The organism is Nitrospirota bacterium, from assembly GCA_016214855.1.
Lineage (GTDB): Bacteria > Nitrospirota > Thermodesulfovibrionia > Thermodesulfovibrionales > UBA6898 > UBA6898.
Genome location: JACRMT010000004.1, coordinates 552356 through 579228, shown reverse-complemented (window position 1 = coordinate 579228; position 26873 = coordinate 552356). Strand labels below are relative to the sequence as shown.

General features: G+C 50.3%; 30 protein-coding genes and 1 pseudogene. 25 read left to right on the top strand and 6 right to left on the bottom strand.

Going from position 1 to position 26873, the window contains the following annotated elements:
- Positions 1–111: 111 nt before the first annotated feature.
- The 8 genes from HZB62_04950 to HZB62_04915 all read left to right on the top strand — a co-directional run bounded on the left by HZB62_04950 (position 112) and on the right by HZB62_04915 (position 6521).
- The gene (locus HZB62_04950) at positions 112–453 is read left to right on the top strand and encodes a hypothetical protein (GenBank protein ID MBI5074499.1); all 342 of its coding nucleotides are present in this window, start codon (positions 112–114) and stop codon (positions 451–453) included.
- Between the two features lie 142 nt (positions 454–595).
- A complete protein-coding gene (locus HZB62_04945) occupies positions 596–1018 on the top strand; it encodes a nucleotidyltransferase domain-containing protein (GenBank protein MBI5074498.1) in 423 nt (140 codons plus the stop codon).
- Positions 1019–1025: 7 nt separating this feature from the next.
- On the top strand, positions 1026–1430 hold the full coding sequence (locus HZB62_04940) for a DUF86 domain-containing protein (protein ID MBI5074497.1): 405 nt from the start codon (positions 1026–1028) through the stop codon (positions 1428–1430).
- A gap of 56 nt (positions 1431–1486) precedes the next feature.
- A complete protein-coding gene (trmFO, locus tag HZB62_04935) occupies positions 1487–2806 on the top strand; it encodes a methylenetetrahydrofolate--tRNA-(uracil(54)-C(5))-methyltransferase (FADH(2)-oxidizing) TrmFO (protein ID MBI5074496.1) in 1320 nt (439 codons plus the stop codon).
- Entirely contained in the window at positions 2803–3684 is an 882-nt protein-coding gene (gene xerC / locus HZB62_04930; protein MBI5074495.1) for a tyrosine recombinase XerC, read from the top strand. Before trmFO ends, xerC begins: the two co-directional genes overlap by 4 nt.
- A 205-nt stretch (positions 3685–3889) precedes the next feature.
- Positions 3890–4426: an ATP-dependent protease subunit HslV gene (hslV, locus tag HZB62_04925; GenBank protein MBI5074494.1), complete on the top strand. Its 537-nt coding sequence runs from the start codon at positions 3890–3892 to the stop codon at positions 4424–4426.
- Between the two features lies 1 nt (position 4427).
- Positions 4428–5768, top strand: coding sequence for an ATP-dependent protease ATPase subunit HslU (gene hslU / locus HZB62_04920; GenBank protein ID MBI5074493.1), 1341 nt, complete (start codon positions 4428–4430; stop codon positions 5766–5768).
- A 27-nt stretch (positions 5769–5795) separates the two neighbouring features.
- Positions 5796–6521: a septal ring lytic transglycosylase RlpA family protein gene (locus HZB62_04915; protein MBI5074492.1), complete on the top strand. Its 726-nt coding sequence runs from the start codon at positions 5796–5798 to the stop codon at positions 6519–6521.
- A gap of 58 nt (positions 6522–6579) precedes the next feature.
- On the opposite strand, the gene HZB62_04910 is transcribed toward HZB62_04915, so the two are convergent.
- On the bottom strand, positions 6580–8166 hold the full coding sequence (locus tag HZB62_04910) for a dehydrogenase (GenBank protein ID MBI5074491.1): 1587 nt from the start codon (positions 8164–8166) through the stop codon (positions 6580–6582).
- Between the two features lie 117 nt (positions 8167–8283).
- On the opposite strand from HZB62_04910, the gene HZB62_04905 reads away from it, so the two are divergent.
- A complete protein-coding gene (locus HZB62_04905; protein MBI5074490.1) occupies positions 8284–8829 on the top strand; it encodes an arginine decarboxylase, pyruvoyl-dependent in 546 nt (181 codons plus the stop codon).
- Position 8830: 1 nt separating this feature from the next.
- Positions 8831–9700, top strand: coding sequence for an agmatinase (gene speB / locus HZB62_04900; GenBank protein MBI5074489.1), 870 nt, complete (start codon positions 8831–8833; stop codon positions 9698–9700).
- A 47-nt stretch (positions 9701–9747) separates the two neighbouring features.
- Here the strand turns inward: speB and HZB62_04895 are convergent, their stop codons facing one another.
- A complete protein-coding gene (locus tag HZB62_04895; GenBank protein MBI5074488.1) occupies positions 9748–10107 on the bottom strand; it encodes a nitroreductase family protein in 360 nt (119 codons plus the stop codon).
- A pseudogene (ltrA, locus tag HZB62_04890) lies at positions 10052–11070 on the bottom strand (group II intron reverse transcriptase/maturase). The gene HZB62_04895 and the pseudogene ltrA overlap by 56 nt, the downstream one beginning before the upstream one ends.
- Before the next feature lie 320 nt (positions 11071–11390).
- Here ltrA and HZB62_04885 point away from each other — a divergent pair.
- On the top strand, positions 11391–11594 hold the full coding sequence (locus HZB62_04885; protein MBI5074487.1) for a 4-oxalocrotonate tautomerase family protein: 204 nt from the start codon (positions 11391–11393) through the stop codon (positions 11592–11594).
- Between the two features lie 109 nt (positions 11595–11703).
- Here HZB62_04885 and HZB62_04880 read toward each other — a convergent pair whose 3' ends face one another.
- Positions 11704–12495, bottom strand: a complete 792-nt coding sequence (locus tag HZB62_04880; protein MBI5074486.1) for an acyltransferase — start codon at positions 12493–12495, stop codon at positions 11704–11706.
- A 148-nt stretch (positions 12496–12643) separates the two neighbouring features.
- On the opposite strand from HZB62_04880, the gene folE reads away from it, so the two are divergent.
- From folE to HZB62_04820, 12 genes are all read left to right on the top strand, one after another.
- Entirely contained in the window at positions 12644–13207 is a 564-nt protein-coding gene (gene folE / locus HZB62_04875; GenBank protein MBI5074485.1) for a GTP cyclohydrolase I FolE, read from the top strand.
- Positions 13208–13301: 94 nt separating this feature from the next.
- Positions 13302–14207 carry a bifunctional methylenetetrahydrofolate dehydrogenase/methenyltetrahydrofolate cyclohydrolase FolD gene (gene folD, locus HZB62_04870; protein MBI5074484.1) on the top strand — a complete coding sequence of 302 codons (906 nt, stop codon included), beginning with the start codon at positions 13302–13304 and terminating at the stop codon, positions 14205–14207.
- Positions 14208–14434: 227 nt separating this feature from the next.
- Positions 14435–15046: a 4Fe-4S dicluster domain-containing protein gene (locus HZB62_04865; protein ID MBI5074483.1), complete on the top strand. Its 612-nt coding sequence runs from the start codon at positions 14435–14437 to the stop codon at positions 15044–15046.
- A gap of 2 nt (positions 15047–15048) precedes the next feature.
- Positions 15049–15924 carry a CoB--CoM heterodisulfide reductase iron-sulfur subunit B family protein gene (locus HZB62_04860; protein ID MBI5074482.1) on the top strand — a complete coding sequence of 292 codons (876 nt, stop codon included), beginning with the start codon at positions 15049–15051 and terminating at the stop codon, positions 15922–15924.
- Entirely contained in the window at positions 15921–18971 is a 3051-nt protein-coding gene (locus HZB62_04855) for a CoB--CoM heterodisulfide reductase iron-sulfur subunit A family protein (GenBank protein ID MBI5074481.1), read from the top strand. The genes HZB62_04860 and HZB62_04855 overlap by 4 nt, the downstream gene beginning before the upstream one ends.
- A gap of 176 nt (positions 18972–19147) precedes the next feature.
- Positions 19148–19609, top strand: a complete 462-nt coding sequence (locus HZB62_04850; protein MBI5074480.1) for a hydrogenase iron-sulfur subunit — start codon at positions 19148–19150, stop codon at positions 19607–19609.
- Between the two features lie 163 nt (positions 19610–19772).
- Positions 19773–20495 (top strand): methylenetetrahydrofolate reductase C-terminal domain-containing protein, encoded by a 723-nt coding sequence (locus HZB62_04845; GenBank protein ID MBI5074479.1) that lies wholly within the window; start codon positions 19773–19775, stop codon positions 20493–20495.
- Positions 20496–21473 carry a methylenetetrahydrofolate reductase gene (locus HZB62_04840; GenBank protein MBI5074478.1) on the top strand — a complete coding sequence of 326 codons (978 nt, stop codon included), beginning with the start codon at positions 20496–20498 and terminating at the stop codon, positions 21471–21473.
- 127 nt (positions 21474–21600) lie between these two features.
- Entirely contained in the window at positions 21601–21882 is a 282-nt protein-coding gene (locus HZB62_04835) for a hypothetical protein (GenBank protein ID MBI5074477.1), read from the top strand.
- 258 nt (positions 21883–22140) lie between these two features.
- Positions 22141–22926: a C-GCAxxG-C-C family protein gene (locus tag HZB62_04830; GenBank protein MBI5074476.1), complete on the top strand. Its 786-nt coding sequence runs from the start codon at positions 22141–22143 to the stop codon at positions 22924–22926.
- A gap of 100 nt (positions 22927–23026) precedes the next feature.
- Positions 23027–23554, top strand: a complete 528-nt coding sequence (locus tag HZB62_04825) for a nitrous oxide reductase accessory protein NosL (GenBank protein ID MBI5074475.1) — start codon at positions 23027–23029, stop codon at positions 23552–23554.
- A gap of 64 nt (positions 23555–23618) precedes the next feature.
- On the top strand, positions 23619–24032 hold the full coding sequence (locus HZB62_04820; protein ID MBI5074474.1) for a DUF2318 domain-containing protein: 414 nt from the start codon (positions 23619–23621) through the stop codon (positions 24030–24032).
- A 57-nt stretch (positions 24033–24089) separates the two neighbouring features.
- On the opposite strand, the gene HZB62_04815 is transcribed toward HZB62_04820, so the two are convergent.
- Positions 24090–24704 (bottom strand): hypothetical protein, encoded by a 615-nt coding sequence (locus HZB62_04815; GenBank protein MBI5074473.1) that lies wholly within the window; start codon positions 24702–24704, stop codon positions 24090–24092.
- 140 nt (positions 24705–24844) lie between these two features.
- On the opposite strand from HZB62_04815, the gene HZB62_04810 reads away from it, so the two are divergent.
- Positions 24845–25120: a hypothetical protein gene (locus tag HZB62_04810; protein MBI5074472.1), complete on the top strand. Its 276-nt coding sequence runs from the start codon at positions 24845–24847 to the stop codon at positions 25118–25120.
- Between the two features lie 75 nt (positions 25121–25195).
- Here HZB62_04810 and HZB62_04805 read toward each other — a convergent pair whose 3' ends face one another.
- Positions 25196–25729 carry a hypothetical protein gene (locus tag HZB62_04805; protein ID MBI5074471.1) on the bottom strand — a complete coding sequence of 178 codons (534 nt, stop codon included), beginning with the start codon at positions 25727–25729 and terminating at the stop codon, positions 25196–25198.
- A 76-nt stretch (positions 25730–25805) separates the two neighbouring features.
- On the opposite strand from HZB62_04805, the gene dusB reads away from it, so the two are divergent.
- On the top strand, positions 25806–26867 hold the full coding sequence (gene dusB, locus HZB62_04800; protein ID MBI5074470.1) for a tRNA dihydrouridine synthase DusB: 1062 nt from the start codon (positions 25806–25808) through the stop codon (positions 26865–26867).
- The last annotated feature ends 6 nt before the right edge of the window (positions 26868–26873 follow it).

Sequence of the window (26873 nt, the reverse complement as noted above, 5' to 3'; positions counted from 1 at the left end):
TCTATATTCATAGATAGGCTGCGTTTAGGCCATAGGATGTTAATTACTGTTTGCTTGCAAAGAAAGCCTCATGTAATATAGAGAAAAACACACTGAAGGAGACCCATTTCTATGGCTTTTGAAAAATTTATAAAAAAAGGAACAGCTTCAGCGGCAAAAGTATCAATCCGAAAAAATGGGACTATAGGTTTTACCAGTGGTGCCATTACAATGTTCGAGCTTGAAAAGTATAAATTTGCCGTATTTTATTATGACAAAGCTGACAAAAAGATAGGCATTAAGCTGACCAGCGATAAGGAAGAGGGTTCTTACAAACTGCAGCTAAAGAAATCAGCAGGATTTATCGCAGCAGTAGCGTTTCTCAACTATTACGGCATCGACTTCTCAAAAAAGGTCAATTACACTGCGGAATGGGATGCAAAAAATAAAATGATAGTCATTTCGCTTGCCTGAGTTCCGATGTTCAGGCGGAGCGGCTTGAAAAGGTGTCTTAATAAATCGGCCTTGCCATGCATTTTATCTTCTTTTTTCTTCAGAAAAACCGGCAAAAGGCCTATAATAGGGCAGTGATTCGGAGGATGAGGATATTGAGGCCATGATAAAGATCGAAAAGTTGCCGCCTGATATTTTGACGAAGCTCCCTGATGCTGCAAGGGTGCTTGAACAAGATAGTGATGTTATTTTTGCGTATCTTTTCGGCGGGCTTGCCGACAAAGTGATAAAACCCCTTTCGGATGTGGATCTCGCCGTATATATCAAAGAAATAAATGACCTCGCGGAGTTTAAAATGCAGCTTTTCGATAAACTTACCGACGCTCTTGGAACAGGCGAGCTTGACTTGGTGATCCTGAACACAGCGCCTGTCAGCCTTGCGGGACGGATTCTGCAGAAAAGAGTAGTCCTTAGCGACAAGGAGCCCTTCCGGCGCCATGTTTACGAATCAGTGACACTGCGGGAATTTTTTGATTTCAGAATAAAGGAAGACATATTTTTTAAAAGGAGATACGGCATTGGTTGACAAGTCGTTGATTCTTAGAAAGATCTCCGAACTGGAGACCTACATTGAACAAATCAATGAATATTCGGATATTACCCCTGAGCGGTATCGCGGGGAGTGGAAAGCACAGCGTGTTATCGAAAGAACACTCCAGATGATGATAGAGACCTGTGCTGATATTGCAAATCACATCGTCGCTGACAAAGGCTTTCGGTCTCCGTCAAGTTATGCAGACACATTCAAGGTCCTCCAGGAAAATAATATTATCAGCGAAGAATTATACGGCACAATGGAAAAAATGGCCAAATTCAGAAATGTGCTTGTTCACCAGTATGAAAAGGTTGATGCAGAAATTGTTGTAATCATAATGAGAAAACATCTCGGAGACTTTGGACTTTACAAGAACGCGCTTCTGTCGTATATGAAACAATAAGACGTGACATTTCTCTGCTTTTCTTATGATGGATGCTCCTGAATAGGGATATGGAAATGTCTGATCATCTAATCGTGATCGGCGGGGGGCTCGCAGGCGCAGAGGCTGCGTGGCAGGCTGCGAAGAGGGGCGTGAAGGTGCGCCTTTATGAGATGCGGCCTGAAAAGATGACCGAGGCGCATGCCACATCGAGCCTCGGAGAGCTCGTCTGCTCCAATTCCCTGAGATCAAATGATCCCCACAGCGGACCTGGCCTTCTGAAAAAAGAGCTTTCTCTTGCAGGGTCGCTTATCATGGAGGCGGCCGAGGCAACAGCGGTTCCTGCAGGTTCAGCGCTGGCGGTTGACAGAACCCTTTTTGGGGAATACATCACAAAAAAACTTTCAGACAATTTGAATATCACGATCATCAGGGAGGAGGTCAGAACACTCCCTGGATCGACCGCAGTTCTTGCAACCGGCCCGCTGACTTCCCCTGCAATGACGGAGGCCTTAACCGGACTGACAGGGGCAGGATATCTCTACTTTTATGACGCTATTGCTCCGATTATTGATGCTGACTCCATAGACCGAACAAAGGTCTATGCCATGTCGCGTTATGGAAAAGGCGGCGATGATTATCTTAACTGCCCTATGAGCAGAGAGGAGTATGAGCAGTTCTATCAGGAGATCCTGGCTGCGGAGAAGGTAAATCCGAAAGGTTTTGAAGAGAAGAGCGTTTTCGAAGGCTGCATGCCGATTGAAGTGATGGCATCGCGGGGCGTTGATACTATGCGGTATGGGCCGATGAAGCCGGTTGGCCTGCCTGACCCCAGGACCGAAAAAGATCCCTATGCGGTTGTTCAACTGAGAACCGAGAACAGGGAGATGACGGCCTATAATATGGTCGGATTCCAGACACGTCTTACATGGCCTGAGCAGAAGAGGGTCTTCAGCATGATTCCCGGGCTTGAAGCTGCTGATTTTCTGAGATACGGCAGCATTCACAGGAATACGTTCATCAATGCACCCGTACTTCTCAATAAAGACCTCTCGTTCAGGCAGCGCTCCGATCTTTTTCTTGCCGGCCAGATCACCGGGGTTGAGGGATACATCGAATCAACCGCCATGGGTCTTATTGCCGGAGTCAATGCTGCGCTCAGATTGCAGGGGAAAATAATTCCGGAGGTGCCGCCATACTCTGCGCATGGAGCCTTGATCAGGCATATTACGGAATCAGAGAGTAAACATTTTCAGCCGAGCAATATCAATTTCGGCCTTTTCCCTGCATCGGAAGGTCTGCAGCGAATGAGAGACAAGAAGCTCAAGAAGGCAAGAATTGCTGAACAGGCACTGGAGGCATGGGGGAATTATCTTCTGCAGGTGCATGCGGCATGAAGAAGCTGATCGAACAGTTTCTTCGCCATCTTGAGCTTGAGAGGGGAGCATCGCAGCATACACTCAGGGCATATAAAAAAGATCTCGGAGAATTTCAGGTGTATGCTAATAAAGAGGTTGCTGATATTGAGATGATCGATGTCAGAGGGTATGTCGCTCTTCAGATCCGTAACGGACTTTCAAAGACAACTGCCGGCAGGAGACTTGCTGCTGTCCGGTCGTTCCTCAAGTTCCTGACGAGGGAAGGATATCTGAAGTCCAATCCTGCCAAGCTTGTCACAACGCCGAAGGCAGAGCATCATCTGCCCAGGTTCCTTTCTGTTGATGATGTCTTTGCTCTCATTGAAAAGCCGGATACGGTCGGTTTTATCAATGCCCGCGACAGGGCGATCCTTGAGCTTCTCTATTCGAGCGGGCTTCGTGTTGCGGAGGCTGCCGGCCTGAACCTGGAAGATGTGAATACCAAAGAGGGGCTGATAAAAGTGAGAGGCAAGGGGAAGAAGGAGCGCATTATCCCTCTCGGTTCCAAGGCTGTGGAGGCGATCAAGACCTATATGGTAGAGAAGATATTGCTGAAGAAGAAGAACAAGGCTCTGTTCCTGAACAAGAGCGGCACCCCGCTATCAGATCGTGGAATTCGGCGTATCGTTGTTAAGTATGCCCGTCTCATCGGTGTTAAAGGGCAGGTCGGGCCGCATACCATGCGTCATACGTTTGCATCGCATCTGCTTCAGGCAGGCGCTGATCTCAGGGTCATTCAGGAGCTGCTCGGCCATGCGTCCCTGTCAACAACACAGAAATATACGCATATCGATATTGCCCATCTCATGGACATCTATGACAAGGCGCATCCGCTCTCAGCAGTAGATAAATCCTAAAGTCCGGAGGAGTTTTGTTATATACTACTAACAAGCTCATATGCATGAAAACATTCAATTATTAAATCCCTCCTGTCCTCCCTTTGCTAAAGGGAGGCAATATTCCCCTCTTTGGAAAAGAGGGGTTGAGGGGAGATTTAAGAATAGGTCCGCCAGTCTATGCACTTATAGGAATTCTCTCGATACCATAACGAAACATTAAGGAGTGATCATGTTCCACGCAACGACCATACTCTGTGTGAGGAAGAACGGAAAAGTTGCCATAGGCGGCGACGGCCAGGTAACGCTCGGCAACACGGTGATGAAGCAGAATGCGAAAAAAATACGGAGGATGTACAACGACAGCGTGGTCGCAGGTTTTGCAGGCGCTACGGCAGATGCCTTCACGCTCTTCGAGAAGTTTGAGGGAAAACTTGAGTCCTATCGCGGCAATATCACGCGGGCTGCTGTCGAGCTGGCCAAGGACTGGAGAACAGACAGGATGCTGAGAAGGCTTGAGGCCCTGCTGGTGATCGCCGACAGGGAACATACCTTTATCATATCCGGCACCGGAGACGTTATCGAGCCTGAAGACGGTATCGCAGCCATAGGCTCCGGGGGTGCCTTTGCCCAGGCAGCAGCACGGGCATTGTACGACAATACAGAACTGAGTGCGGAAGAGATCATTCAAAAGGCGATGAAGATCGCTTCAGGCATCTGTATCTACACGAACGATAATATAACGATAGAGGAGCTTGCCTGATATGGACAGTCTTACACCAAAGAATATTGTTTCAGAGCTCGACAAATATATCATAGGCCAGAATAAGGCAAAGAAGGCTGTTGCCATTGCGCTCAGGAACCGGTGGAGGCGGCAGCGACTGTCGCCTGAACTCAAGGATGAGGTGCTTCCGAAGAACATCCTGATGATCGGCCCGACCGGAGTCGGAAAAACAGAGATAGCCCGCCGCATATCGCGCTTGGCTGCTGCCCCTTTCATCAAGGTCGAGGCATCCAAGTTCACCGAGGTCGGGTATGTGGGCCGGGATGTTGAGTCGATGATCAGAGACCTGACAGAGATATCCGTGAGCATGGTTAAGAACGAACACCTTGAGAAGATACGTGAAAAAGCACGGCAGTTCGCTGAGGAAAGGCTCCTTGATCTGCTGCTTCCGGCCCCGCGCTCTCTTCGCCTGCCTGAACAGGAAGAGGAGGACAGGGAACATCAGAAAGAGACGCGGGAGCGTCTCAGGGAGCAGCTTAGGAGCGGCAAGCTCGATTCCCGGTCGGTTGATGTCGAAGTAAAAGAAAGGTCCCTGCCTTTTGGCGTTATCTCGAATGTCGGACTCGAAGATCTTGAGATGAACCTCAAGTCCATGTTAGGCAACCTCATGCCTGAAAAGGCCAAGCGGAAGAAGGTGAAGGTGCCGGAGGCATTTGTGCTGCTTGAACAGGAAGAGTCCAACAGACTGATCGATATGGACAAGATCACCCAGGAGGCTGTGGAGCGTGTTGAACAGTCCGGCATTGTTTTTGTCGATGAGATCGATAAGATCGCAAGCAAGGGCAGCGGCCACGGGCCTGATGTATCCCGTGAGGGTGTGCAGCGGGACCTGCTGCCGATTGTTGAAGGATCTACGGTCACGACAAAATACGGGCCGGTAAGGACAGAGCATATCCTTTTTGTCGCCGCAGGTGCATTTCATATTGCAAAACCTTCTGACCTGATCCCCGAACTGCAGGGAAGGTTCCCTATACGCGTTGAGCTTGAGGCCCTCGGCAAGGGCGATTTTGTGCGCATACTTACTGAACCGAACAACGCCCTGGTGAAGCAGTATGTCGCTCTCCTTGCAACTGAGGATGTGACGATCGACTTCGCAGAGGACTCGATCGAAGAGATAGCTGAGATCGCAGCTCTGGTGAACGACAAGACAGAGAACATCGGGGCACGACGCCTCCATACGATACTTGAGAAGCTCCTTGAGGATATCTCTTTTGATGCGCCGGAGAAGAAGGGTTCAGCTGTCCTGATCAACAGGGCATATGTGAAGGAAAAACTCGGCGATATCGTGAAGGATGAGGACTTGAGCCGGTATATACTATAGGCAGTAATGAGTGAAGGGTGATCAGTGATGAGTAGAGGCAGGAGCAGTAGTGATCTTCGTCTTATGTTTCTACACATTACTCTTTACACATTACTCATTACTATCCTCGTTTCCTGCTCATCTTCCCGTCAGGCAGTGCGGCAAAAACCTGTCCAGCAGGACTTGCCTGTCGGTTCCGTAGAGGCTGTTGCTTCCTGGTACGGCTCTGACTTTCACGGCAGACCGACATCTTCCGGTCAGATATTCGATATGTATCTTCATACCTGCGCTCACAAGCAGTACCCCTTTGGCACCAGGCTCAAGGTCACGCTTAAATCAAACAATAGATCGGTCGAATGTATTGTCAATGACCGCGGACCCTTTATCGAGGGCAGGGATATTGATCTTTCCTATGCTTCAGCTAAGGAGATCAACCTTATCGGCCCGGGCACGGCGCCGGTGCTGATCGAAATACAGGGCAGGGACGCATCATATATTAAGCCGGTGCGGGTGCAGTCGTCCGACAGGAAGGGCAGTCCCTTTGCCGTACAGATTGGATCATTTACGGACAGTATTAATGCCGTCCGGCTCAAGGTAGGCCTCAGGCTCAAAGAGGTTAATGCCTACATCCAGGAAACAGAGGTCAGGGGCATAACCTATTACCGCGTGAGGGTCGGGAACTTTGACCAGTTCAGCCAGGCCATGGATATGGCCGAACAGTTAGGGCAGGAAGGTTACCCCGCCCTGATCGTCAAGGCTGATCTGAAGATCTAATGAGCAGTCGTCTGTTCCCACGCAATCCTCAATCAAACGGCCTCCAGATGAGTTATCTCTAATTGATATCCTCAAAACTCGACAGGCTGGCCTCCACTGCCTTTATGGCATCTACTGCTGAACTTGTGATGCCGCCTGCATAGCCTGAACCTTCACCTATCGGATACAGGTTCTTAATCGCCACTGATTCATAATTCCCACCGCGTGTTATCGTAACGGGCGCGGAGGTTCTTGTCTCTGCACCTAGCAGTATCGCCTGATCTGAAACGAACAGGGGATATTCTTTTTTCCATGTATTGCATGCAGCCAAAAGTGTCTCGCTTGCAAATTGCGGAAGAATTGCACGCATATCAGCAGCAACTGCTCCCATCTTATACGAATGGTTATTCAAGATTCCGGAAACCCTGTTGCCCATAAAATCGACCAGGTTCTGGGCAGGAACTTCCCATTGTCCTCCTCCGGCCTCAAAGGCCTTTCGTTCAATATCTCGTTGAAATTCGATCCCGGCCAACGGATGTGTTGCTCCGTAATCATCCGTGTGACAGGTCACCACAAGCGCTGAATTTGAGAATGGCGATGACCGCTGAGAGTAGCTCATGCCATTGAGAACCATCAGGCCATATTCAGAGGAAGCATTAATGACCTCGCCGCCGGGGCACATGCAGAAGGTGTATACCCCGCGCTTTATTTTTCGGTCAGTGTACGTAAAGGAATACGTGGCATTCCCCAGGGCAGAGCAGTCCTTATATTTTTCGCCATATCGCACCAGATTAATGATCTCCGCCGGATGCTCTATTCGTACGCCGACAGAAATGGGCTTCTGTTCGAGAGCTATGCCTTTATTGAACAGCATACCGAAGGTGTCGCGCGCTGAATTTCCCAACGCAAGATAGATGACCGAAGAACGATATTCGGCATTTCCGTTTATTATGACGCCTATAGCTTTGCCGTCAGATATAAGAATGTCGGTCATTTTAGCGCCATAATATATCTCACCGCCTCTTTCGAGGATGAAGTTTCTTATGTTACGAACTATTTTGCAGAGCATATCTGTTCCCAGGTGGGGCTTGCTGACATAGCGTATCTCTTCAGGTGCGCCGAATTTAATGAAGGTATCCAGCACCTTGTCTGCATAATACGAATTCTTTATCCTTGCAAACAGCTTTCCGTCAGAGTATGAACCGGCACCGCCTTCGCCAAATTGGATGTTTGATTCAGGATTCAGGATTCTTTCTTTGTTGAATCTTTGAACATCAAGGGAGCGCTCTTCTATTTTTTTGCCGCGTTCAAATATGAGAGGCATGATACCATACTCAATAAGCTCAAGGGCAGCGAACATGCCTGCAGGACCGAACCCTATGATGATGGGTCTCTCCAGCATGTTCTTTGATCTTCTCTCTGCGGTTATCGGTTTTGTGTATACCGGGATGTCTGTGTTGTTGTCAAAGCCGGCCGGAACAGTCACCACTAGGGTAACGACGTAGTAGAACTGGTCTTTGTCGCCTGTATCAAGAGACTTGCTGAGCATCCTGATGAACTGCATCCCATCTGCCGGAATATTCAGCCTTTGCGAGGCAGCATTGACATATTCAGCTGTCCCGTCTTTTTCAACTGCTATCCGCAAATTACTGATTATGAGATCCAATAACCCCCCATCTGAAGCCTGACATTGACATTGTTATAGGATGCATTTTATGATTCAAGATATGCAATTGATCATGACAAGACGCATACAATATTACTGCAAAAGGAGGATGCAAGGATGACCCCAAAAAAAGTTTTCTTTACGAAAGGGGTGGGCGTACATAAAGATAAACTATCATCCTTCGAGGTAGCCCTAAGGAATGCGGGTATTGAGAAGTGTAATCTTGTGTATGTATCAAGCATCTTCCCGCCTGCATGCAAGATCCTGACAAAGTCTGCAGGTCTCAAGCAGCTCGATCCCGGCCAGATCACGTATTGTGTGATGTCCCGTAATGAGACCAATGAGCCGAACCGTCTTATCTCTGCAGCGATCGGTTTTGCCATGCCGACGGATTTTGCCAACTATGGGTATCTCTCTGAGCATCATGCCTGCGGTGAAAAGGCGATCGTCTCCGGTGAGTATGCAGAAGATCTCGCAGCTACCATGCTTGCAACAACACTCGACATCCCCTTTGATCCGAACCAGGCATGGGACGAGCGCAAGCAGTTTTACCGTGCAAGCGGTCATATCTTCAAGACAAAGCATTATTGCCAGTCTGCAGAGGGAAATAAGGATGGTCTCTGGACCACGGTGTTAGCGTCAGCAGTCTTCATTATCGACTAAGATGTCAAAAAAGTTCCCCGGTTTCTGCGGTCTGCCCGGCCGCTATGCTGATTACGAGCAGGCTGCTTCTGTCATACAGCCGATCCCCTTTGACAAGACCAGTACATGGCAGAAAGGTGCTGATAAAGGCCCTGCCGCGATCATCGCGGCGTCACGATATCTTGAGCTCTACGATATTGAGACCAACAGTGAGGTTTACAAAAAAGGTATTTTTACTGCCCGGCCGATTAATGCTGCTTCCTCCTCTTCATTGATAAAAAAAGCTGATGCGGCAGTCTCACGGTATCTCAAAGATAATAAGCTTGTCGTGACTCTTGGGGGCGACCACTCAGTTTCGATTGGCGTGATCAAGGCCTATGCCAGACACTTTAAGGATCTGAGCATTCTGCATCTTGATGCCCATGGCGATTCGCGCGATTCATATGAGGGGAGCCGTTACAATCATGCCTGCGTAATCGCACGGGCCAGGGAATATACCAAAAATATAGTATCTGCCGGAATACGCAGCATGGATGCCTCTGAGCTGCCGGGCATAAACAGGAAGAAGATGTTCTTTGCCCATGATATACACGATTCAGACAAATGGATCGATAATGCGGTCCGCCAGCTGACCGGCAGTGTTTATATCACTATAGACGTTGATGTCTTTGATCCGGGTATCATGCCGTCAACAGGGACTCCTGAACCGGGCGGCTTAGGCTGGTATCAGGTTATGCGGCTTCTCTCTGCTGTAGCAAAGTCAAAACGGATCGTGGGGTTCGATATTGTTGAGCTCTGTCCCTCTAAGGCCAAGGCCCCTGATTTCCTCGCTGCCAAGCTGATCTACACGCTCCTGAGTTATATCTACGAAAATAGAGCAGATAAGTTATAAGTTTCCTCCTTAAAAAAATATGATAAATATGTTTAAGCGCCCTGCCTTTATTTGACCACATTTACCTGGACTGGACCTCGCTGGACAGTGCGATGATAATCTACCGCAGGCTCGCCGAAGGCCATGGCGTATCCAAGCATATGATCGTCGGGAATATCGAGCCGCCCGGACAGGTGTGGCAGCAGCGAAAGGACCATCATAAACAAGCCGTCCCAGACTGTTTCAACCCCACGAGCGTGGGCCATAAGCTGGAAGGTGGTCAGGGCGATATGGGTATCCTGGACCGGGCAGGGTGAGTTTCTGGGGGCGCTTGTCAGCAGCAGATGGGGAGCGCCACGGAAGATGATGTCCTTACCTTCCTCCTGCCAGCCCTTGAGTGCCATGCCCAGATATTGGCCTCGGCGCACTCAGCTTTATCAGTTCGCCAATGCGCTTTCTCGCTCTGTTCCACTGCTTCATGTAGCACATGCGAATACGCCTACGAAGCCAGTGATCCATCTCAACGGCATCGTTATACTTCATGGCGATGCCGAAGTAGTTCATCCATCCAAAAAGATACATACGGAGTTCTCCATACCTGCGGCCCATGGAGACGCCCCAACTGCGGCCGGTAAGACGTCGCAGTTCGGACTTGAATCGTCTAATGGATTTCTCAGAGACCGTAAGCCTTTTACGGGTAAAGGTGAATCCGAGGAAACAACTTTCCTCTGCTTTCACCACCCGGCTTTTGTCCCTGTTGACCTTCACCTTAAGGACTTTCTCAAGGAAACGGCTGATACTCTCCATTACTCGATAGGCGGCACGTTCCGACTTCACAAGGATGGTAAAGTCATCAGTATACCGTGCGAACCGATGCCCCCTTTTCTCTAACTCCTTATCAAGATCATCCAGAAGGATATTGCTCAGAAATGGCGATAATGGCCCGCCCTGCGGCACTCCTTTGGATGTTTGGTTCAGCCTGCCGTCTACGACAACACGGCCCGTAGATATTTCCCGATAAGTTTGAGAATGTCTTTGTCTCTGACTCTGCGGGATACCCGATTCATCAGAGTGTCGTGGTCAACCGTATCAAAGAATTTCTCAAGGTCGATATCCACGGCATAGGCGTATCCTCTCTGAATATCCTTCAACACCTTTTTGACCGCCTGATGCGCAGAGCGGTTTGGTCTGAACCCGAAGCTGGATTCGGAGAAATGGGGATCAAAGACAGGACTGAGAACCTGACAGACCGCTTGCTGAATCACGCGATCCATGACAACAGGGATACCCAAGGGACGGGTTCCGCCACTGTCTTTGGGAATCTCGACTCTCTTGACCGGAGAAGGTTTAAAAACGTTCCGTGCACAAACGCCGCATTTACCCTGCCCCATGAACCTGCGGGTTTCGTTGTGCTGTGCCAACTCACCCAAGAGCTAAGCCTTCTATGCGGTTTCTGTTCGTCGTCTCGCACGCTTGCCATAGGCTTCGGCTTAAAGCCCCTACTGTTGGCTTCTTACGGTCGGTCGCCCTTCCGCCATTGCCTTCGGCTCGTACTTTTGATAGTATTCTTAATCATGAATACCTTTCGGTTCTCGTACAGGGGACTTGCACCCCATAAGTTCACGCCCATGCCGGGCGTACACAAGTCGTTCGAGTCCCGCGCCTGACAGCGCGGGGCTCAACACGGCGTTAGCAGTTAGAAGGAGAATTTATGCCATACGTTAATATTAAAATCACTAAAGATGGTGCGACAGCCGAGCAAAAAGCTGCGCTTATATCCGGCGTTACAGAGCTCTTGCAGAAGGTCTTAGGCAAGAATCCTGCAACCACTGTCGTCATTATTGATGAGGTTGAAACCGATAATTGGGGTATTGCTGGTGAGCAGGTAACGCACAGAAGAAAGAAGGGGTTGTAATGATCACAGCTGGTCATCATGTCAGTCCAAACGGAATCGCTCACGCTGCTGGCCGATTAGCTCTCGCTTGTTGTCTGATAAGGTTTTTTGCCGGGAACTGCCTGCAGGATTATTCCTGATAGAACTCCGGTCTTCTGTCTTTGAAAAGATCGTTGTACTGATTCAACTTCTTGTCTCTGGCCAGTGACAGGTCAATATCCGCAGTCATCAGGATTTCCTCATCGCTGCCTGCCCGCACCAGTATCTCCGCCTTGGGTGACGTTATCTGACTCTGGCCGATGAACGTGAGCGCTTCGCCTTCCTTTCTCTGCTCAGTGCCGATGCGGTTGGCTGTGACTGCATAGATCCTGTTCTCAAGACACCTGATTGGCATTGCCTGAGGGCAAAAGGGCAGAACAAGGTTTGACGGATGCGCTATCACCTCTGCGCCTTTGAGTGCAAGGGTCCGTGCAGATTCAGGGAAGAACCAGTCAAAGCAGATCATGATGCCGATCTTTCCTATGGGAGTTTCCCAGACCTGAAAGCCGGTATCTCCCGGGGTAAAAAAAATGTTCTCTTCATAAAAGAGATGGGTTTTACGGTACCTGCCGATGAATCCTTTGGGCCCGGTAAAGACCGCTGAATTATAGAATTTGCCCCCGTCTCTTTCAGGCAGTCCTGCAACAATATACATACCTTTCTCTTTTGAAAGGTATGTCAGGAACTTTGTTGTTTCTCCTTCCGGAACAGACTCGGCAAGATCAACGACCTCATCCGCTGATGCGAACTGGTACCCGGTCGCAAAAAACTCCGGCAGAACAAGGAGGTCAGCGGTAATATCGCTCACGACATCGCTGACCCGGAGGAGGTTGTCTGATTTTTTTCCGAATGCCGGATTGAACTGGAAAAAGGAAGCTTTCATGCAATAAGATATCATTGTCCGGTCTTTGGGAACAAGCAGCTCTCTATAAGATAATAAAATAATCTTATAAGAAAACCTTTTGACTTCTTTTTCTGTCAAATGATAAAATCATCTGCCTTCAGGTTCAGATATACAGAGGTGTGGTTCAATGGACATCAAAAAAATAGAAAAAGGCGTCAGACTTATTATCGAAGGCATCGGCGAAGACCCTGACCGCCCGGGCATGAAAGGCACGCCAACAAGAGTTGCCAAAATGTATGAAGAGATCTTTTCCGGACTCTCCACACCTACTGACGAGATCCTTCAGCATATTGAGGGTGAGAGCCACGAAGAGCTCGTTCTCCTCAAGGATATCCCCTTTTATTCAGTCTGCGAACACCATCTCCTCCCCTTTATCGGCAAGGCGCATATTGCCTATATCCCCGGCGCCGGAAGAATTGCCGGGATCGGTGAGCTTGCCAAAGCCCTTGAAGTGTTTGCAAAGAGACCCACGGTGCAGGAGCGGCTTACTGCGCAGCTCGCTGACATGCTGATGGAAAAGCTTAAGCCCAAGGGCGCAATGGTCATTATCGATGCAGAACATCTCTGCCTTTCTATGCGCGGACTGAAGAAATCCGGGGCGCGAACGGTCACTTCAGCAGTGAGAGGTATTTTCAGATCAAAGGAATCCACGCGTCAGGAACTGCTTGAACTTATTAAGAAACGGGATTAGGGGCTGGGGCAAGTCATAGAGAAGAGATCAGAAGTCTTATAAAGAAACTAATCACGAATAACGAATCACTAATAACTACTTAGGAGGAATTGAAATGAGTGCAAAGATCATCAGCGGCACTGAAGTCGCCGCACAGATACGGGAAGAGCTGAAGAAGGAAGTTGCAGAGATGCAGTCGAAGTCTGGAGTGGTACCGGGGCTGGTCACGATACTGGTCGGTCATAATCCTGCGTCTGTCAGTTATGTCACGGCAAAGCAGAAGGCAGCGCACGAGATAGGGTTTCATTCGATCCAGGACAGCCAGCCTGAGGACATCTCTGAGGCCGACCTTCTGAAGCTGATCGCAAAATATAATGACGACCCCAAGATCCATGGCATTCTCGTTCAGCTTCCTCTGCCGAAACATGTGGACGAGAAGAAGGTGCTCAATGCGATCAACCCTGACAAGGATGTTGATGCCTTCCACCCGGTCAATGTGGGCCGCCTTATGATCGGCGGCAGCGAGGTGAAGTTCCTGCCCTGCACACCTGCAGGCATACAGGAACTGATCGTCCGCTCAGGCTTTGAGACCTCAGGCGCTGAGGTTGTTGTTGTCGGCCGCTCGAACATCGTCGGCAAGCCGATCGCCAACATCATGCTCCAGAAGGGAAGGGGCGCAAACTCTACGGTCACGATCGTTCATACCGGCACCAAGAATCTTGATCTGCACTGCAAACGTGCTGACATCCTTATTGTGGCTGCTGGTGTACCCGGCCTTGTAAAGCCCGAGTGGATCAAGCCCGGTGCATGCGTGATCGATGTCGGTGTGAACCGCGTTGGCGAGAAGATGAGCGAGAAGACCGGCAAGATGATCCCGATCCTCAAGGGCGATGTTGATTTCGATGCTGCAAAGGAGATTGCAGGAGCGATCACTCCTGTGCCGGGCGGCGTAGGACCGATGACGATTACGATGCTGATGAAGAATACCGTTAAGTCTGCGAAATCGGCAGCAGGGCTGTAGGTTAACCAGTTGCAGGCATTCATGAAATAATCTTAAATGGAAAAAAGAATATTCAACGATTATAATTATAACAGTAAATAAGGCTGGAATTAATTTGTATAATCCCTCCTAACCTCTCTTTGTCAAAGGGAGGAATTCTGCCCCTCTTTGATAAAGAGGGTGAGGGGAGATTTATTGATTTATGGCTATTCAATTGCATTATTGACTGAAGGAATAAGGAGCAGGTTATGTCAACGAAGACGTTGAAATATGATACGACCAACGCTAGATCGCTTCTCCGGGAGGTCTCGGAAAGATCATCCCAGAACCTGTCTGCGTGTTATCAGTGCCGCAGATGTGCAGCGGGCTGCCCGGTAGGCGAGGAAACCGGCGTTACACCTGACCGCCTCATCAGGATGGTCCTCCTCGGCGACAGGGAAGAGGCGCTCAATAATCTGCTCGTCTGGCAGTGCGTTGCGTGCTACACCTGCGGAACGCGCTGCCCGAACAACATTCAGACCGCACGGATCACCGAGACGCTCAAACAGATGTCTAAAGAAGCCCATCTTGACCCTCTCAAGCCGCGTGTTGCGGATTTTCACAGCTCATTTATGAAGGCAGCCGAACATGTCGGCCGTTTCAATGAGATCGAGGGCATGGGCATCTACGAAACAAAGACTGCGATCAAGGAGCTGAAGAAGGGCGATCTGCAGGCGGTAATTGATGAAATGATGGGTCAGGCAAAGCTGGGTATAAAGATGATGAAGAAAAAAAGGATGCATTTCAAGGTGGACAAGGTGAAGAACGTGGCCGAGGTAAAAGCCCTGTACCGCAAGGCCAAACAGGGGAAGGGGGCATGACCATGGAAATGGCCTATTATCCGGGATGTTCTCTGCATGCATCTTCTCAGCTGTACGACATACAGTGCAAGATGGTCTTCAAAAACCTCGGGATCGAGTTGAAAGAGATCGAGGACTGGAACTGCTGCGGGGCAACTGCAGCGGCCAAGACCGATGACTTCCTTGCGATAGCGCTGCCTGCGCGAAACCTCGGCATTGCCGCTGCTACAGGGCTTTCCGAGATCGTGATACCCTGCTCTTCCTGCTACAGCAGGACGCTGGTGTCCCAGAAGAGGCTCTCCTGTGATCCTGCGCTGAAAGATTCGATCAACGCTGAACTTGGTCAGAAGATAAAAGGAACGATAAAGGTATCGAACATCCTTGAGGTGCTCAGAACGAAGGTCGCTTCAGGCGAGATAGCGGAAAAGGCAGAGAAGAAGCTCGAGGGGCTCAAGGCTGCATGCTATTACGGCTGTCTGCTCACCCGTTTCCCGTGTGATGTCGATCTGACCGATGATGTTGAAAATCCCCAGGGCATGGAAATCGTCTGCAAGAGCCTTGGTGCAGAGACCGTAGACTGGAGCTATAAGACAGACTGCTGCGGCGCTTCTGCATCAGTAAATGATGCGGAAGAGTCCCAGCTTCTTATGTCCCGGATTTTTAAGGATGCTGTTGCCCGCGGCGCGAACTGTTTTATTTCGACCTGTCCGCTCTGCCAGTTCAATCTGGATGCGTACCAGGATGAGGTGGGCAGAAAATACGGCATACAGGAGAGACTGCCGGTCTATTTCATCACAGAGCTTATAGGCCTTTCTATGGGATTCGATCCCATTGAGATGCAGGTTGACCGGCATCTGACCGATGCCATGCCTCTGTTAAAGGAGTTGAAACTGATATGAGCCTGCTTTCCAATTCAACAAAACGCGGTTCAGTCCTTATCGTCGGCGGCGGCATCGGCGGCATGCAGGCAGCTCTTGATCTTGCTGACAGCGGGTTCAAGGTGCATATTGTCCAGCGCGATCCGTCCATCGGCGGCACCATGGTAATGCTGGATAAGACCTTCCCGACCGGCGACTGTGCCATGTGCATGATATCGCCGAAGATGGTCGAGGCCGGCCGTCATCTCAATATTGATGTCCATACCCTTGCAGAGGTTACCTCTGTCGAGGGCGAGGCGGGTGACTTTAAGGTGAAGGTGAAGCTCGCCCCCCGGTACGTTGATGCTGACAAATGCACAGGCTGCGGCGACTGCGAGGTCAAATGCCCGAAGAAGGTGGTAAGCGAGTTTGACCAGAACCTTGGCCAGAGAAAAGCGGTGTATTCGCTTTTTCCCCAGGCGGTTCCCAATACAAGGGCTATTGATGCGGGCAACTGCCTCTGCCTGAACGATCCTGACAAGAAACGCTGCCGTCTCTGCGAAAAGGCATGTAAGGCAGGCGCGATCAATTACGAGGACAAGGGCAAAGAGATAGAACTCAATGTCGGCGCCGTCATTCTGAGCCCTGGCCTTGAGAGATACGATGCACGGGTAAGGCAGGAACTCGGCCTCGGCCGCTGGCCGAACGTGGTCTCATCCATACAGTTCGAACGCATCCTTTCTGCTTCCGGCCCGTACAAAGGCGTTGTGCAGAGACCTTCTGACCAGAAGCATCCGAAGAAGGTGGCCTGGATACAGTGTGTCGGATCAAGAGACAACCGTAATGCAAACCCCTGGTGCTCGTCGGTCTGCTGCATGTACGCCACAAAGCAGTCGATCATCGCAAAGGAACATGACAAGAATATAGAACCGACCATCTTCTATATGGATCTGCGGGCCTTCGGCAAGGATTTTGACAAATACGTTGAGAGGGCAAAGAACGAATACGGGGTCAGATACCAGCGTGCCATGGTCTCGGCCGTTCGTGAAGAGCCCGGCACCGGGAACCTGCTCCTCAAGTATGCTGCTGAGGATGGCAAGCTTGCCACAGAGAACTTTGATATGGTGGTCCTCTCCGTAGGATTCCAGCCGCATTGCGACGCAGAGGCCTTTGCACAGACCTTTGGTATTGATACGAATCAGTATCTCTTTCCAAAGACATCTCCCTTTGCGCCGGTCAGGACGTCTCGCGACGGTATTTTTGTTGCCGGCATTTATCAGGGACCGAAGGATATCCCTGAGACGGTCCTACAGGGCAGCAGCGTTGCCGGTAGTGTCATGGCCCTGCTTGCCGAGGCGAGGGGAACAGAGACGGTTGAGAAAGAACTGCCGCCGGAGAAGGACGTATCAGGTGAAGCTCCGCGGATAGGCGTTTTTGTCTGTCATTGCGGCACGAACATTTCATCAACCGTAAACATCGATGAGGTGGTCAATGCGGTGAAAGACCAGCCCGGCGTTACCTACGTCACCAATACGATTTATGCCTGCGCCCAGGACAATCAGGACATGATCAAGCAGACGATCAAGGACCAGAACCTCAACAGGGTTGTTATTGCGTCCTGCACGCCGCGGACCCATGAGAAGCTTTTTCAGGAGACGATCCGTGAGGCAGGTCTGAACAAGTATCTCTTTGACCTCGCAGACATTCGCGAGCAGTGTTCCTGGTGCCATAAGGGCCAGAATGAAGTTGCAACAAAGAAGGCGATTGGCATCGTGAAGATGTCCGTAGCAAAGTCGCGTCTTCAGGAACCGCTCCATAGCGAGACTGTGGGCGTAACACCAGCCTGTCTTATCATCGGCGGCGGCATTGCCGGAATGACTGCTGCTCTCTCGCTTGCTGATCAGGGTTTCCCGGTGCATATTATCGAGAAGGACAATGAACTCGGCGGTCTTGTAAAACATGTGTACCGGACACTTGAAGGGCTTGATGTTCAGGAATTCCTGAAGGACCGGATCGAGGCGGTCAAGGAGCATCCCAAGATCACGGTGCATACAGGCGTTGAGGTGAAGAAGACCGATGGGTTTGTCGGTAATTTCAACACTGTGCTGACCGATGGAAGCACGGTGGACCACGGCGCTGTCATTCTTGCAACCGGCGGCGTCGAATACCAGCCAACAGAATATCTGTATGGACAGAGTCCGAATGTGATCACACAGCGACAGCTCGAAAAGACGATTGCCGACGGCCTGAATCCGGCAGCGGGTGAGCGTTATGTGATGGTCCAGTGCGTCGGATCACGCGAAGAGCCTAATCAGTACTGCTCGCGTGTTTGCTGCCAGGATGCGATCAGGAATGCGATCGCGATCAAGGAGCGGAACGCTGAGGCAGAGGTCGTGATCATCTATCGTGACATGAGGACCTATGGTCTGCGCGAGGATTACTACAAAAAGGCGCGTGACCTGGGTGTTATCTTTGTCCGTTATGATGTTGATAAAAAACCGCAGGTGGAGCAGGCAGGAAACAGGATCAATGTGAAGACCTGGGACTTCATGCTCAATAAGGATATCTCGTTTGATGCAGATCGGCTGGTGCTATCGACCGGCCTGAGACCTCATCCGACTACTGATCAGGTTGGTGCGATGTACAAAGTTACGCGTAATCCTGACGGCTATTTCCTTGAGGCGCATGTGAAGCTCCGTCCTGTTGACTTCCCGAGCGAAGGTCTTTTCGTTGCCGGGCTCGGCCATGCGCCGAAGAATATCGATGAAACAGTCACACAGGCGCTTGCTGCGTCTGGCCGTGCTGGCGTTGTGCTTTCTCACGAGCGGCTTGCTGTTTCAGGCATCATCGCAAAGCATAAGCGCGAGCTCTGCATGTCCTGTCTGAGCTGCATGAGGGTCTGCCCGTTCGGTTCTCCCTACATCGACGAAGACGGCAAGATATCGCACAATGAGGTCAAATGCATGGGCTGCGGCATCTGTGCAGGCATATGTCCTGCAAAGGCGTTTCAGGTGAATAACTTCCGGGATGACCAGATCCTTGCCATGATCGATGCCGCAGTCGAGTCAGAGGCCGGGGTGGTGAACTGACAGGGAGCAGAATATTATTTTTAATATAATCCCTCCATGCCTCCCTTTGCTAAAGGGAGGATAAATCCCCTCTTTAGTAAAGAGGGGGAGGGGAGATTTATTAAGAATGCTATTATCGTATATGTTGAACAGAGAGGAGACAATAGATGGCTGATGTTGCAGAAGCAGAGCAGACAATGGTTTCGACCATAGAAAAGCCACACGATATACCTGCTTCATGGGAGCCGAATGTGCTTGCCTTTGCCTGCCACTACTGCGCCTTTGCCGCAGCTGACCTTGCAGGCGTCATGAGGCTTTCCTATCCGCCAAACGTGAAGATCATCCGGCTGCCCTGCACCGGGAAGCTCGATCATATTCATATCCTTCGTGCTTTTGAGCGCGGCGTAGACGGTGTCTTTGTGGCCGGTTGACTGGTCGGACAATGCCATTACCTGGAAGGTAATAAGTTCGCAGCAAGAAGGATAGAGTACGCGAAGAAGCTTCTGGCAAAGGTCGGCATAGACCCGGCCAGGATCGAGATGTACAATCTGTCGGCAGCCCAGGGACCAAGATGGGCTGAGATATGCACAAACTTTACAGAGAAGATACGGCAGATGGGGCCGTCTCCCATCTGGCTGGCAAAATATAAAGGGAAATAATTACAGTCCCATTATATTGATATCACATTACTGAAAAATCTCCCCTTGCCCCTCTTTGTCAAAGAGGGGTAAATTCCTCCCTTTGGTAAAGGGAGGTTAGGAGGGATTTAATGAATATTATCTGCATACGAGTACAAAGCCGTTAAAAAGGAGTGAATGAAAAATGATAGTAGGCCAGCAAAAGCCATTTGATGAGATCTGGGAGATGGTCAAGGGTTTCAAGAAGATCCTTGTATATGGATGTAATACGTGCGTGGCGATTTGTCATGCCGGCGGCGGCAAGGAGGCAGAGATTCTGACGAGCATGCTCCGCATGAAGGCTACGCAGGAAGGCCTGGACGACATGACGGTTGACCATGCCGCCATAGAACGCCATTGCGAGCCTGAGTTTTTCGAACCCCTTGATGAAAAGGTCAAAGGCTATGATCTTGTCCTCTCGACCGCCTGCGGGGTTGGCGTCAACTTTCTGGCAGATCGTCTTGCCGGGACCATCCCTGTTTACCCGGGGATCAATACGAGCTTTTATGGCGGGGTTCCGGAGGCAGGGTTCTTTGTGGAACTTTGCGGCGGATGCGGAAACTGCATCCTGCACCTTACTGGCGGCATCTGCCCTGTTGTGCGCTGTTCCAAGTCGCTTATGAACGGCCCCTGTGGCGGAACGGACAAAGGAAAGTGCGAGGTGAGCAGCGAGACTGACTGCGCCTGGTATCTTATTGTAGAGAGGATGAAGAAGCTCGGCACTCTCGAAAAGCTGTTCGAGATCCAGCCGCCGCGTGACTGGTCGACCGGTACGCATGGCGGTCCGCGCAGGGTGTCGCTTGAGCACATTCGGGCCTATGAGGCTGAGGAAGAAAAGAAAGCGGCATTAACGGGGGAGGGCAAATAGATGAAGAGCGGAAGTAATCTCGAAAAAGTAATTGCCAGCGGCAAGCCTGCAGTCACGGCAGAGCTTGGCCCACCGATGAGCGCAGACCCGCATGAAGTAATCAAGAAAGCAGGCATATTGAAGGGCTTCTGCGATGCAGCAAATATCACTGACTGCCAGACAGCAGTGGTCCGTATATCGAGCATTGCCGCTGCCTATATCGCGCAGCAGCAGGGGCTCGAACCGGTGATGCAGATGACCTGTCGTGACCGGAACAGGATCGCCATGCAGGCAGATCTGTTGGGCGCCGCTGCACTGGGGCTGAAGAATTGCCTCTGCATTGCTGGTGACCACCAGAAATTCAGCGCGGCCGGAAGGCTTAAGGGCCATCCGGGAGCAAAGAATGTCTATGACGTGGACACCTGCCAGCTTGTCGGCATTATGAAGAAGATGCGCGACGAAGGGCTGCAGCAGGGCGGGGACAAACTCGAAGTTGCGCCGAAGTTTTTTATCGGCGCCTCATGGACGCCAATGGGCGACCCGATGGACTTCCGTCCGTATAATCTTAAGAAGAAGGTTGATGCTGGCGCTGACTTTATTCAGACACAGGGTATTTATGATATGGAGACCTTCAAATCCCAGATGGAAAAGGCGAGGAACCTTGGTCTTCATGAGCGGACCGCAATCCTTGCCGGTATCATCGTGCCGAAGAGCGCAATGATGCTTAAATATATGGACGCATCAGTTGCGGGAGTTACCGTGCCGAAGCCGTTGATAGACCGCATGATGAAGGCGAAAGAGGCTGCAGGGGACGACAAGAAGAAGATGAAGGAACTGCAGGAGCAGGAAGGCATCAAGATCACAATTGAACTCGTTCAGCAGGCCCTTGAGATCCCTGGCGTCAAAGGTGTCCATATACAGGCCATCGAATGGGAAACCGCCATGGAGCCGATCGTCAAGGCTGCCGGACTTTATCCAAGGCCTACCTTTAACGATTAATAGATCATTTATTTCAGAGAAAGAAAAAAGAGGCAGGGATGTTTTCTCTGCCTCTTTTTTTGCAATGTTTCTTTGTAATTGTAACTTGATGTTGACTGTGTCATGAATCAATGGCAAAATAACCGGCATGAAGAAGGCTGCTGTCATCCTGCTGATGGTTCTTTTGTCTGCGCTGATCTCGCCGCTTACCATCATTGCTTCGCCTTCTGAAAGCGGTTCATTTCTTGTTACCCTTGATGTCTGCAGTTCGTCCGGTTCTTTCATGTCAATGAACGCGGACAGTCCTGCCATACAGGAATGCCCTTGCAAACTGCTGCCCCTCGCATTTGTCGGTTATATGCCCTTAATGGATCCTTCACACAAACCTGCGATTATCGTTTTTACACAAGAACGTCCTCCACAAGCCTAACCAATTTTCCAAAGCCACCGAACAGTTTTATTTTCAGAGATACAGGTCCCCCTGTATGAGAAAAGCCCTTCTTCAGGCTTTTCTCCCCGTTAAACTCGGCTCCGCTTCGGAAATTATCCCAAAATAATCCCTGAGCGGAGCCATTTTTTTCAAACTAACTGTATGGTGTTGACCTAATAAATACTGTGCTTAACTGCTTCATGCGAAGCAGAAATTCAAACCCTATTAAGGGAGGTATGGATCATGGATTCGGGGAAAATGTTGGATGAAAAGATGTCCAGAAGGGGTCTTATCAAGGGCGCAGCAGGTGTTGCCGGCATTGCTGCACTGACTGCCAGTGGATTGGGAATGTTTTCAAAAGCAGAGGCGAAGGGCGGATCAACAGAGAAGTGGCCATGGCCATACGAAAAGCTCGATCCCGAAAAGACAGCTGAGCTGGCGTATAACGAATGGTACCGGGTATTCTGCGGTGCTGCAGTGATCAGCAGTGTCTTCAGCCAGCTGAGAGATAAGATCGGCGAGCCATATAAGTCTTTCCCGATTGACGCGTACGTCTTTCTGGAAGGCGGCATGGTCGGATGGGGAACCGTATGCGGCTCGAATGCGGGAGCAAATATCGTGAGCAACATGATCATCGGTCCCAGGATCGCAGGGCCTGAGTGCGAAAATGGTGCTGCCATTGGAGCAGACGCACTGCAGTGGTATTCTGAGACTGCTCTGCCCACCTTCACGCCGAAAGAACCGAGGGTCAAGACAGCTATTGTTCAGACCACAAGCAACTCTCCGCTCTGCCATATTTCGGTCGGCAAGTGGATGAAGAAATCAGGTTTTGCCCTTGGCAGTCCCGAGAGGAAAGACCGTTGCGCCCGTGTAGCGGCAAGTGTGGCTTATAGTCTGGTGAAGGACCTGAATGCCTGGAAGGACGGAACATACAAGCAAAAGTCAAACTGGAAGCCGGCAAGCAATTTTGGTATTACGGGCCAGCAGAACTGCGGTGAGTGCCACGGCGCGAACATACCGACGCCGCCGATGGCAAAAAAGTAATTGGCTAAAAACTGGTCTTTTGGATGTAACTATGGTTAATTACAAGGGGGCAGGCATTGTCCTGCCCCTGTAATAAAATCAAAGAGAACAGGGGTGATTTATGAAACGGGCATTGATAGTGTTTTTTCAAATTGCTGCATTATTCATTTTCATTGTGAATGTGCAAGCCCAGGTCAAAGAAGATATTCATCTGCACAAATCATGCAAGTATTGCGGTATGGACCGGGGCAGCTTTGATTTTTCCCGTATGCTGATCGAGTATGATGACGGTTCATCTGTGGCTGTCTGCAGCATCCATTGTGCTGCTGTTGATCTCGCAAACAATATTGACAAGTCTGCTAAATCGATCAGGGCGGGGGACCTGAATTCAAAGGAACTGATCGATGCCGAAAAGGCCTTCTGGGTGATTGGTGGCAGCAAGCCCGGCGTCATGTCAAAGAGAGGTAAATGGGCATTCGCAAAGAGGGAAGATGCAGAGGGGTTTGTAAAGACCAATGGCGGTGTTCTTGCGGACTTCGAGACAGCCATGAAGGCTGCATACGAGGATATGTACACTGACACGAAGATGATCAGGGACAGAAGAAAGGCGAAAAAGATGCCGCATAACATGCAGGAGCATAAGCATTAATCTGTCTGTTCGGCAATCAGGAGAGAGGGCATTCGGCCGATGCTGCCGAAAGGCTTATGCTTGGATGCCTCTTCTGCTGATCATCCTGGCTGCCTGTTCCAGGCAATCGGCCTATCCTGAAGCGCCGCGGAGCGGCCAGAATATATCCATTGCGATCAGTTCTCTGCAGGCGGGAATTCCGCAATACTTTTCTTATTCTCAAAAGGAAATGAACATCCATTTCTTTATCGTGAAGGTGGATGACAGAGTGATCTCGTTCCTTGATGCATGCACTAAATGCTATCCCCAAAAAAAAGGCTTCAGCTTTGACAGCGGTTCAGTCATATGCAGGGCCTGTGATGAGCGCTACCCGATATCAGTGATAGAGAAGGGGTTTGGCAGCTGCTATCCGATCAGGCTTGAGGGCAGAATGGAAAACGGCAGATATCTGATCTCTGCTGCTTACCTGGAGAAACTGGGCGCAAAATACTTCCGATAGTGCTTGCAGTGACTGACGTTGAAGCGCAACACAGCATACGGATTTTTTACGAAGGAGTTAGGGTTGGTATGCTGATTTGTCGCCGATATCGCAGTGCAGCGGCATAAAAACCTTCCTGGACACAAAGAGAACGAGCATCGCGGCGATGAGGGCAAGGCCGAAGGCTGCACTCTTTCGGTCCAACAGTCCCATGCCGTATAAAAAGAGATAGGCCGGCATGATCATGCCGAGCAGATACCCTTCGAGGAGTTTAAAGCAGAAGGCCTCTTTCGCAGTGATAAACCCCAAACAGAGTGACAGCGGGATCAGGAGGAGTGCCCCCGCAGGGGGTATTGAGGCCGGACTTCCTTTTCCCATGACAAACATGAGCACCAGGCAGAGTATCGCGAGGTAGTATATTTTCTTCAGGATGCGGTGGAATTTCCCGATATAGAGATGGATAAAGAAGACGCTGAGACCGATGCTGAAATAGAGCGATAAGATGATGATATTTGCGACCAATCCGGAATAGATCAGCGGCAGGTCAGCAATGTCGGGCGAGAGCACTGTTCTGACGGCAAGAAACGCTGCTATCGCCAGAAGAACCGATGAAAGGGATATGCCTGTTCTGTAAAGGACCGTGGTTATCCTGTCCTCTTTCGTCAAAGGCTGAAATTGCTGATACTCACCCATGCAAAAAGTATAACCCTTCACTCCTTGCGTTGACAAGGACGCAAAAAATAATTGGTTCTTTTTTTTTGATCTCTGCTACACTTTTTTCAACCCTGCAGTCAGCAGATAGACAGGGTAGAGCACACTTCTCTGGGGGTCAAATGAGCAGACTTTTCAGGAAGAAATGCGCCAAACTTCATTTTATTTTTGCCTTGATCATTTCATTGTTCTCCATCACATCACAATCAGCGGCAGAGGCATGGCCTTATGCCACCGGGAATTATGACCATGACGGAATACCGGACCAGATGGTGAAGTTCGATCGGAACGCAGTCATAAATCTCCTGCCGAATGGCACAAATGTGAAGATAACTGTCACGGGGACTGTCAACGCGACGACCTACGAAGGAGAGGACTACATCAGGGTGAAACATTAAATAGATAAAGAGGAGAGTTCAGTCCATGCTCCGAACTCTCCTCTTCAGTTCTTGCATTACGATACTGACATGATCCTACCGATGTTCCCGTCTATCCTCACGCCGGTCATGCCGTCTCTCTCTCATGTCCTGCCGGTGTTCACGTCTGTCTTCTCTGCGCTCCTGCTGCCATTCGTTCCGTTCGTGTTTCCACTCTCTTTTGTTCCAGTATTTTTCCCGTTCCCAACGGTTCCAGTTGCTGTGCACATGGCGGTGGGGAATGCGGGGGTTGTCACGGTATACACGCCGGTAATCCGGAGGAAGATTAATGATATGCCGGGGTACTCTGTCCCGGCCAATGTGATGCCACGGGCCGTTATAACCTGAGCCTCTGTACCAATAGCCGTTGTATGGGCGGTACCAGTACCCGTGATAAAAAACGATGTCCAAATCTGCTTCGGGAGCGAAATAAACATAGGTGTTCGGTATTACGACCAGCTCAGGCGGCTCTGCAAACCTAAATACCGGCAGGCCTATGTTCACATCGACATTCACGCCAGCCATGCTGACTCCTGCCATGATAAGCAGAAGTGGTACGACAAAGAATGAGACCAAAGATTTCCTGTTCATGATGTGCCTCCTTATGATTTATTTAAGAGTATCACACTCTATGATTATTTCAACTCTGTGTCTAAAGAAAAGTTTCATGGTAGTTTTGCATCGACAGAAGTGCAGGCTGTCGGTTACAATACACAACGTGGTAAGAAATGGCGCTATAACGCTCACGTCCCGCCTGCTGCTCGCTCCCATGGCAGGGATAACAGACCTTCCGTTCCGGCTTATAACCCGTTCCCTCGGATGCGAATTCGCATTCCTCGAGATGATATCAGCCCGTTCGATCGTCCATCAGTCAGGCAAGACCGGCCGTATGCTCAGTTCCTGCGGGGAAGACAGGCCTTTGGGAGCACAACTGCTCGGACATGAGCCTGAATCCCTTTGTTTGGCAATGGACAAGGTTCTGCCCCAGGGGTTTGAGATCCTCGACCTTAATGCAGCATGTCCGGTCGATAAGGTAGTAAAAAAAGGAAAGGGTGCAAGCCTGCTGAAGGATCCGAAAAAGATACATACCCTGCTTGCGGCAATGGTGAAGCATGCTGATCTGCCTGTTACCGTAAAGATCAGGGCCGGCTGGAGCAGTAATTCGGTGAATGCCTGTGAAGTTGCCCGTTATGCGGAAGATGCAGGCGTAAGCGGTCTGACACTCCACGGCAGGACCAGGGAACAGGGTTACAGCGGACGAGTTGACTACAATATCATCAGGCAGGTGAAAGAAGCGGTTTCGATCCCGGTCATCGCTAGCGGTGACGCCCTTTCTCCCCAGCTGATAAAAAAGATGTTCGATGAAACAGGGTGCGATGCTGTTGCCATTGCCCGGGGATCTCTCGGTAATCCATGGATATTCAGGGACACCGTGTCATATCTTAATAAAGGGGTGATTCCCGAGCGGCCCGGTCTTGACGAATTGGCAGATACCATGCTCCGTCATCTGCATCTTAGCTGTGACTTCTATGGCGATAAAAGAGGTGTGATCCTTTTTCGCAAGCTCTTCGCCTGGTACGTCAAGGGGCTTCACGAGGTAAGACAGCTGAAAGACCGTGCATTTAAGGCAGAAACGCGGGAAGAGATGCAGGGCCTTATGGAGACGGTGCGGAGCTACGCATACAGCCACCAGGAGGGTCATTACGAAGGATTTGCGCTTACCTGCTGAGATGAG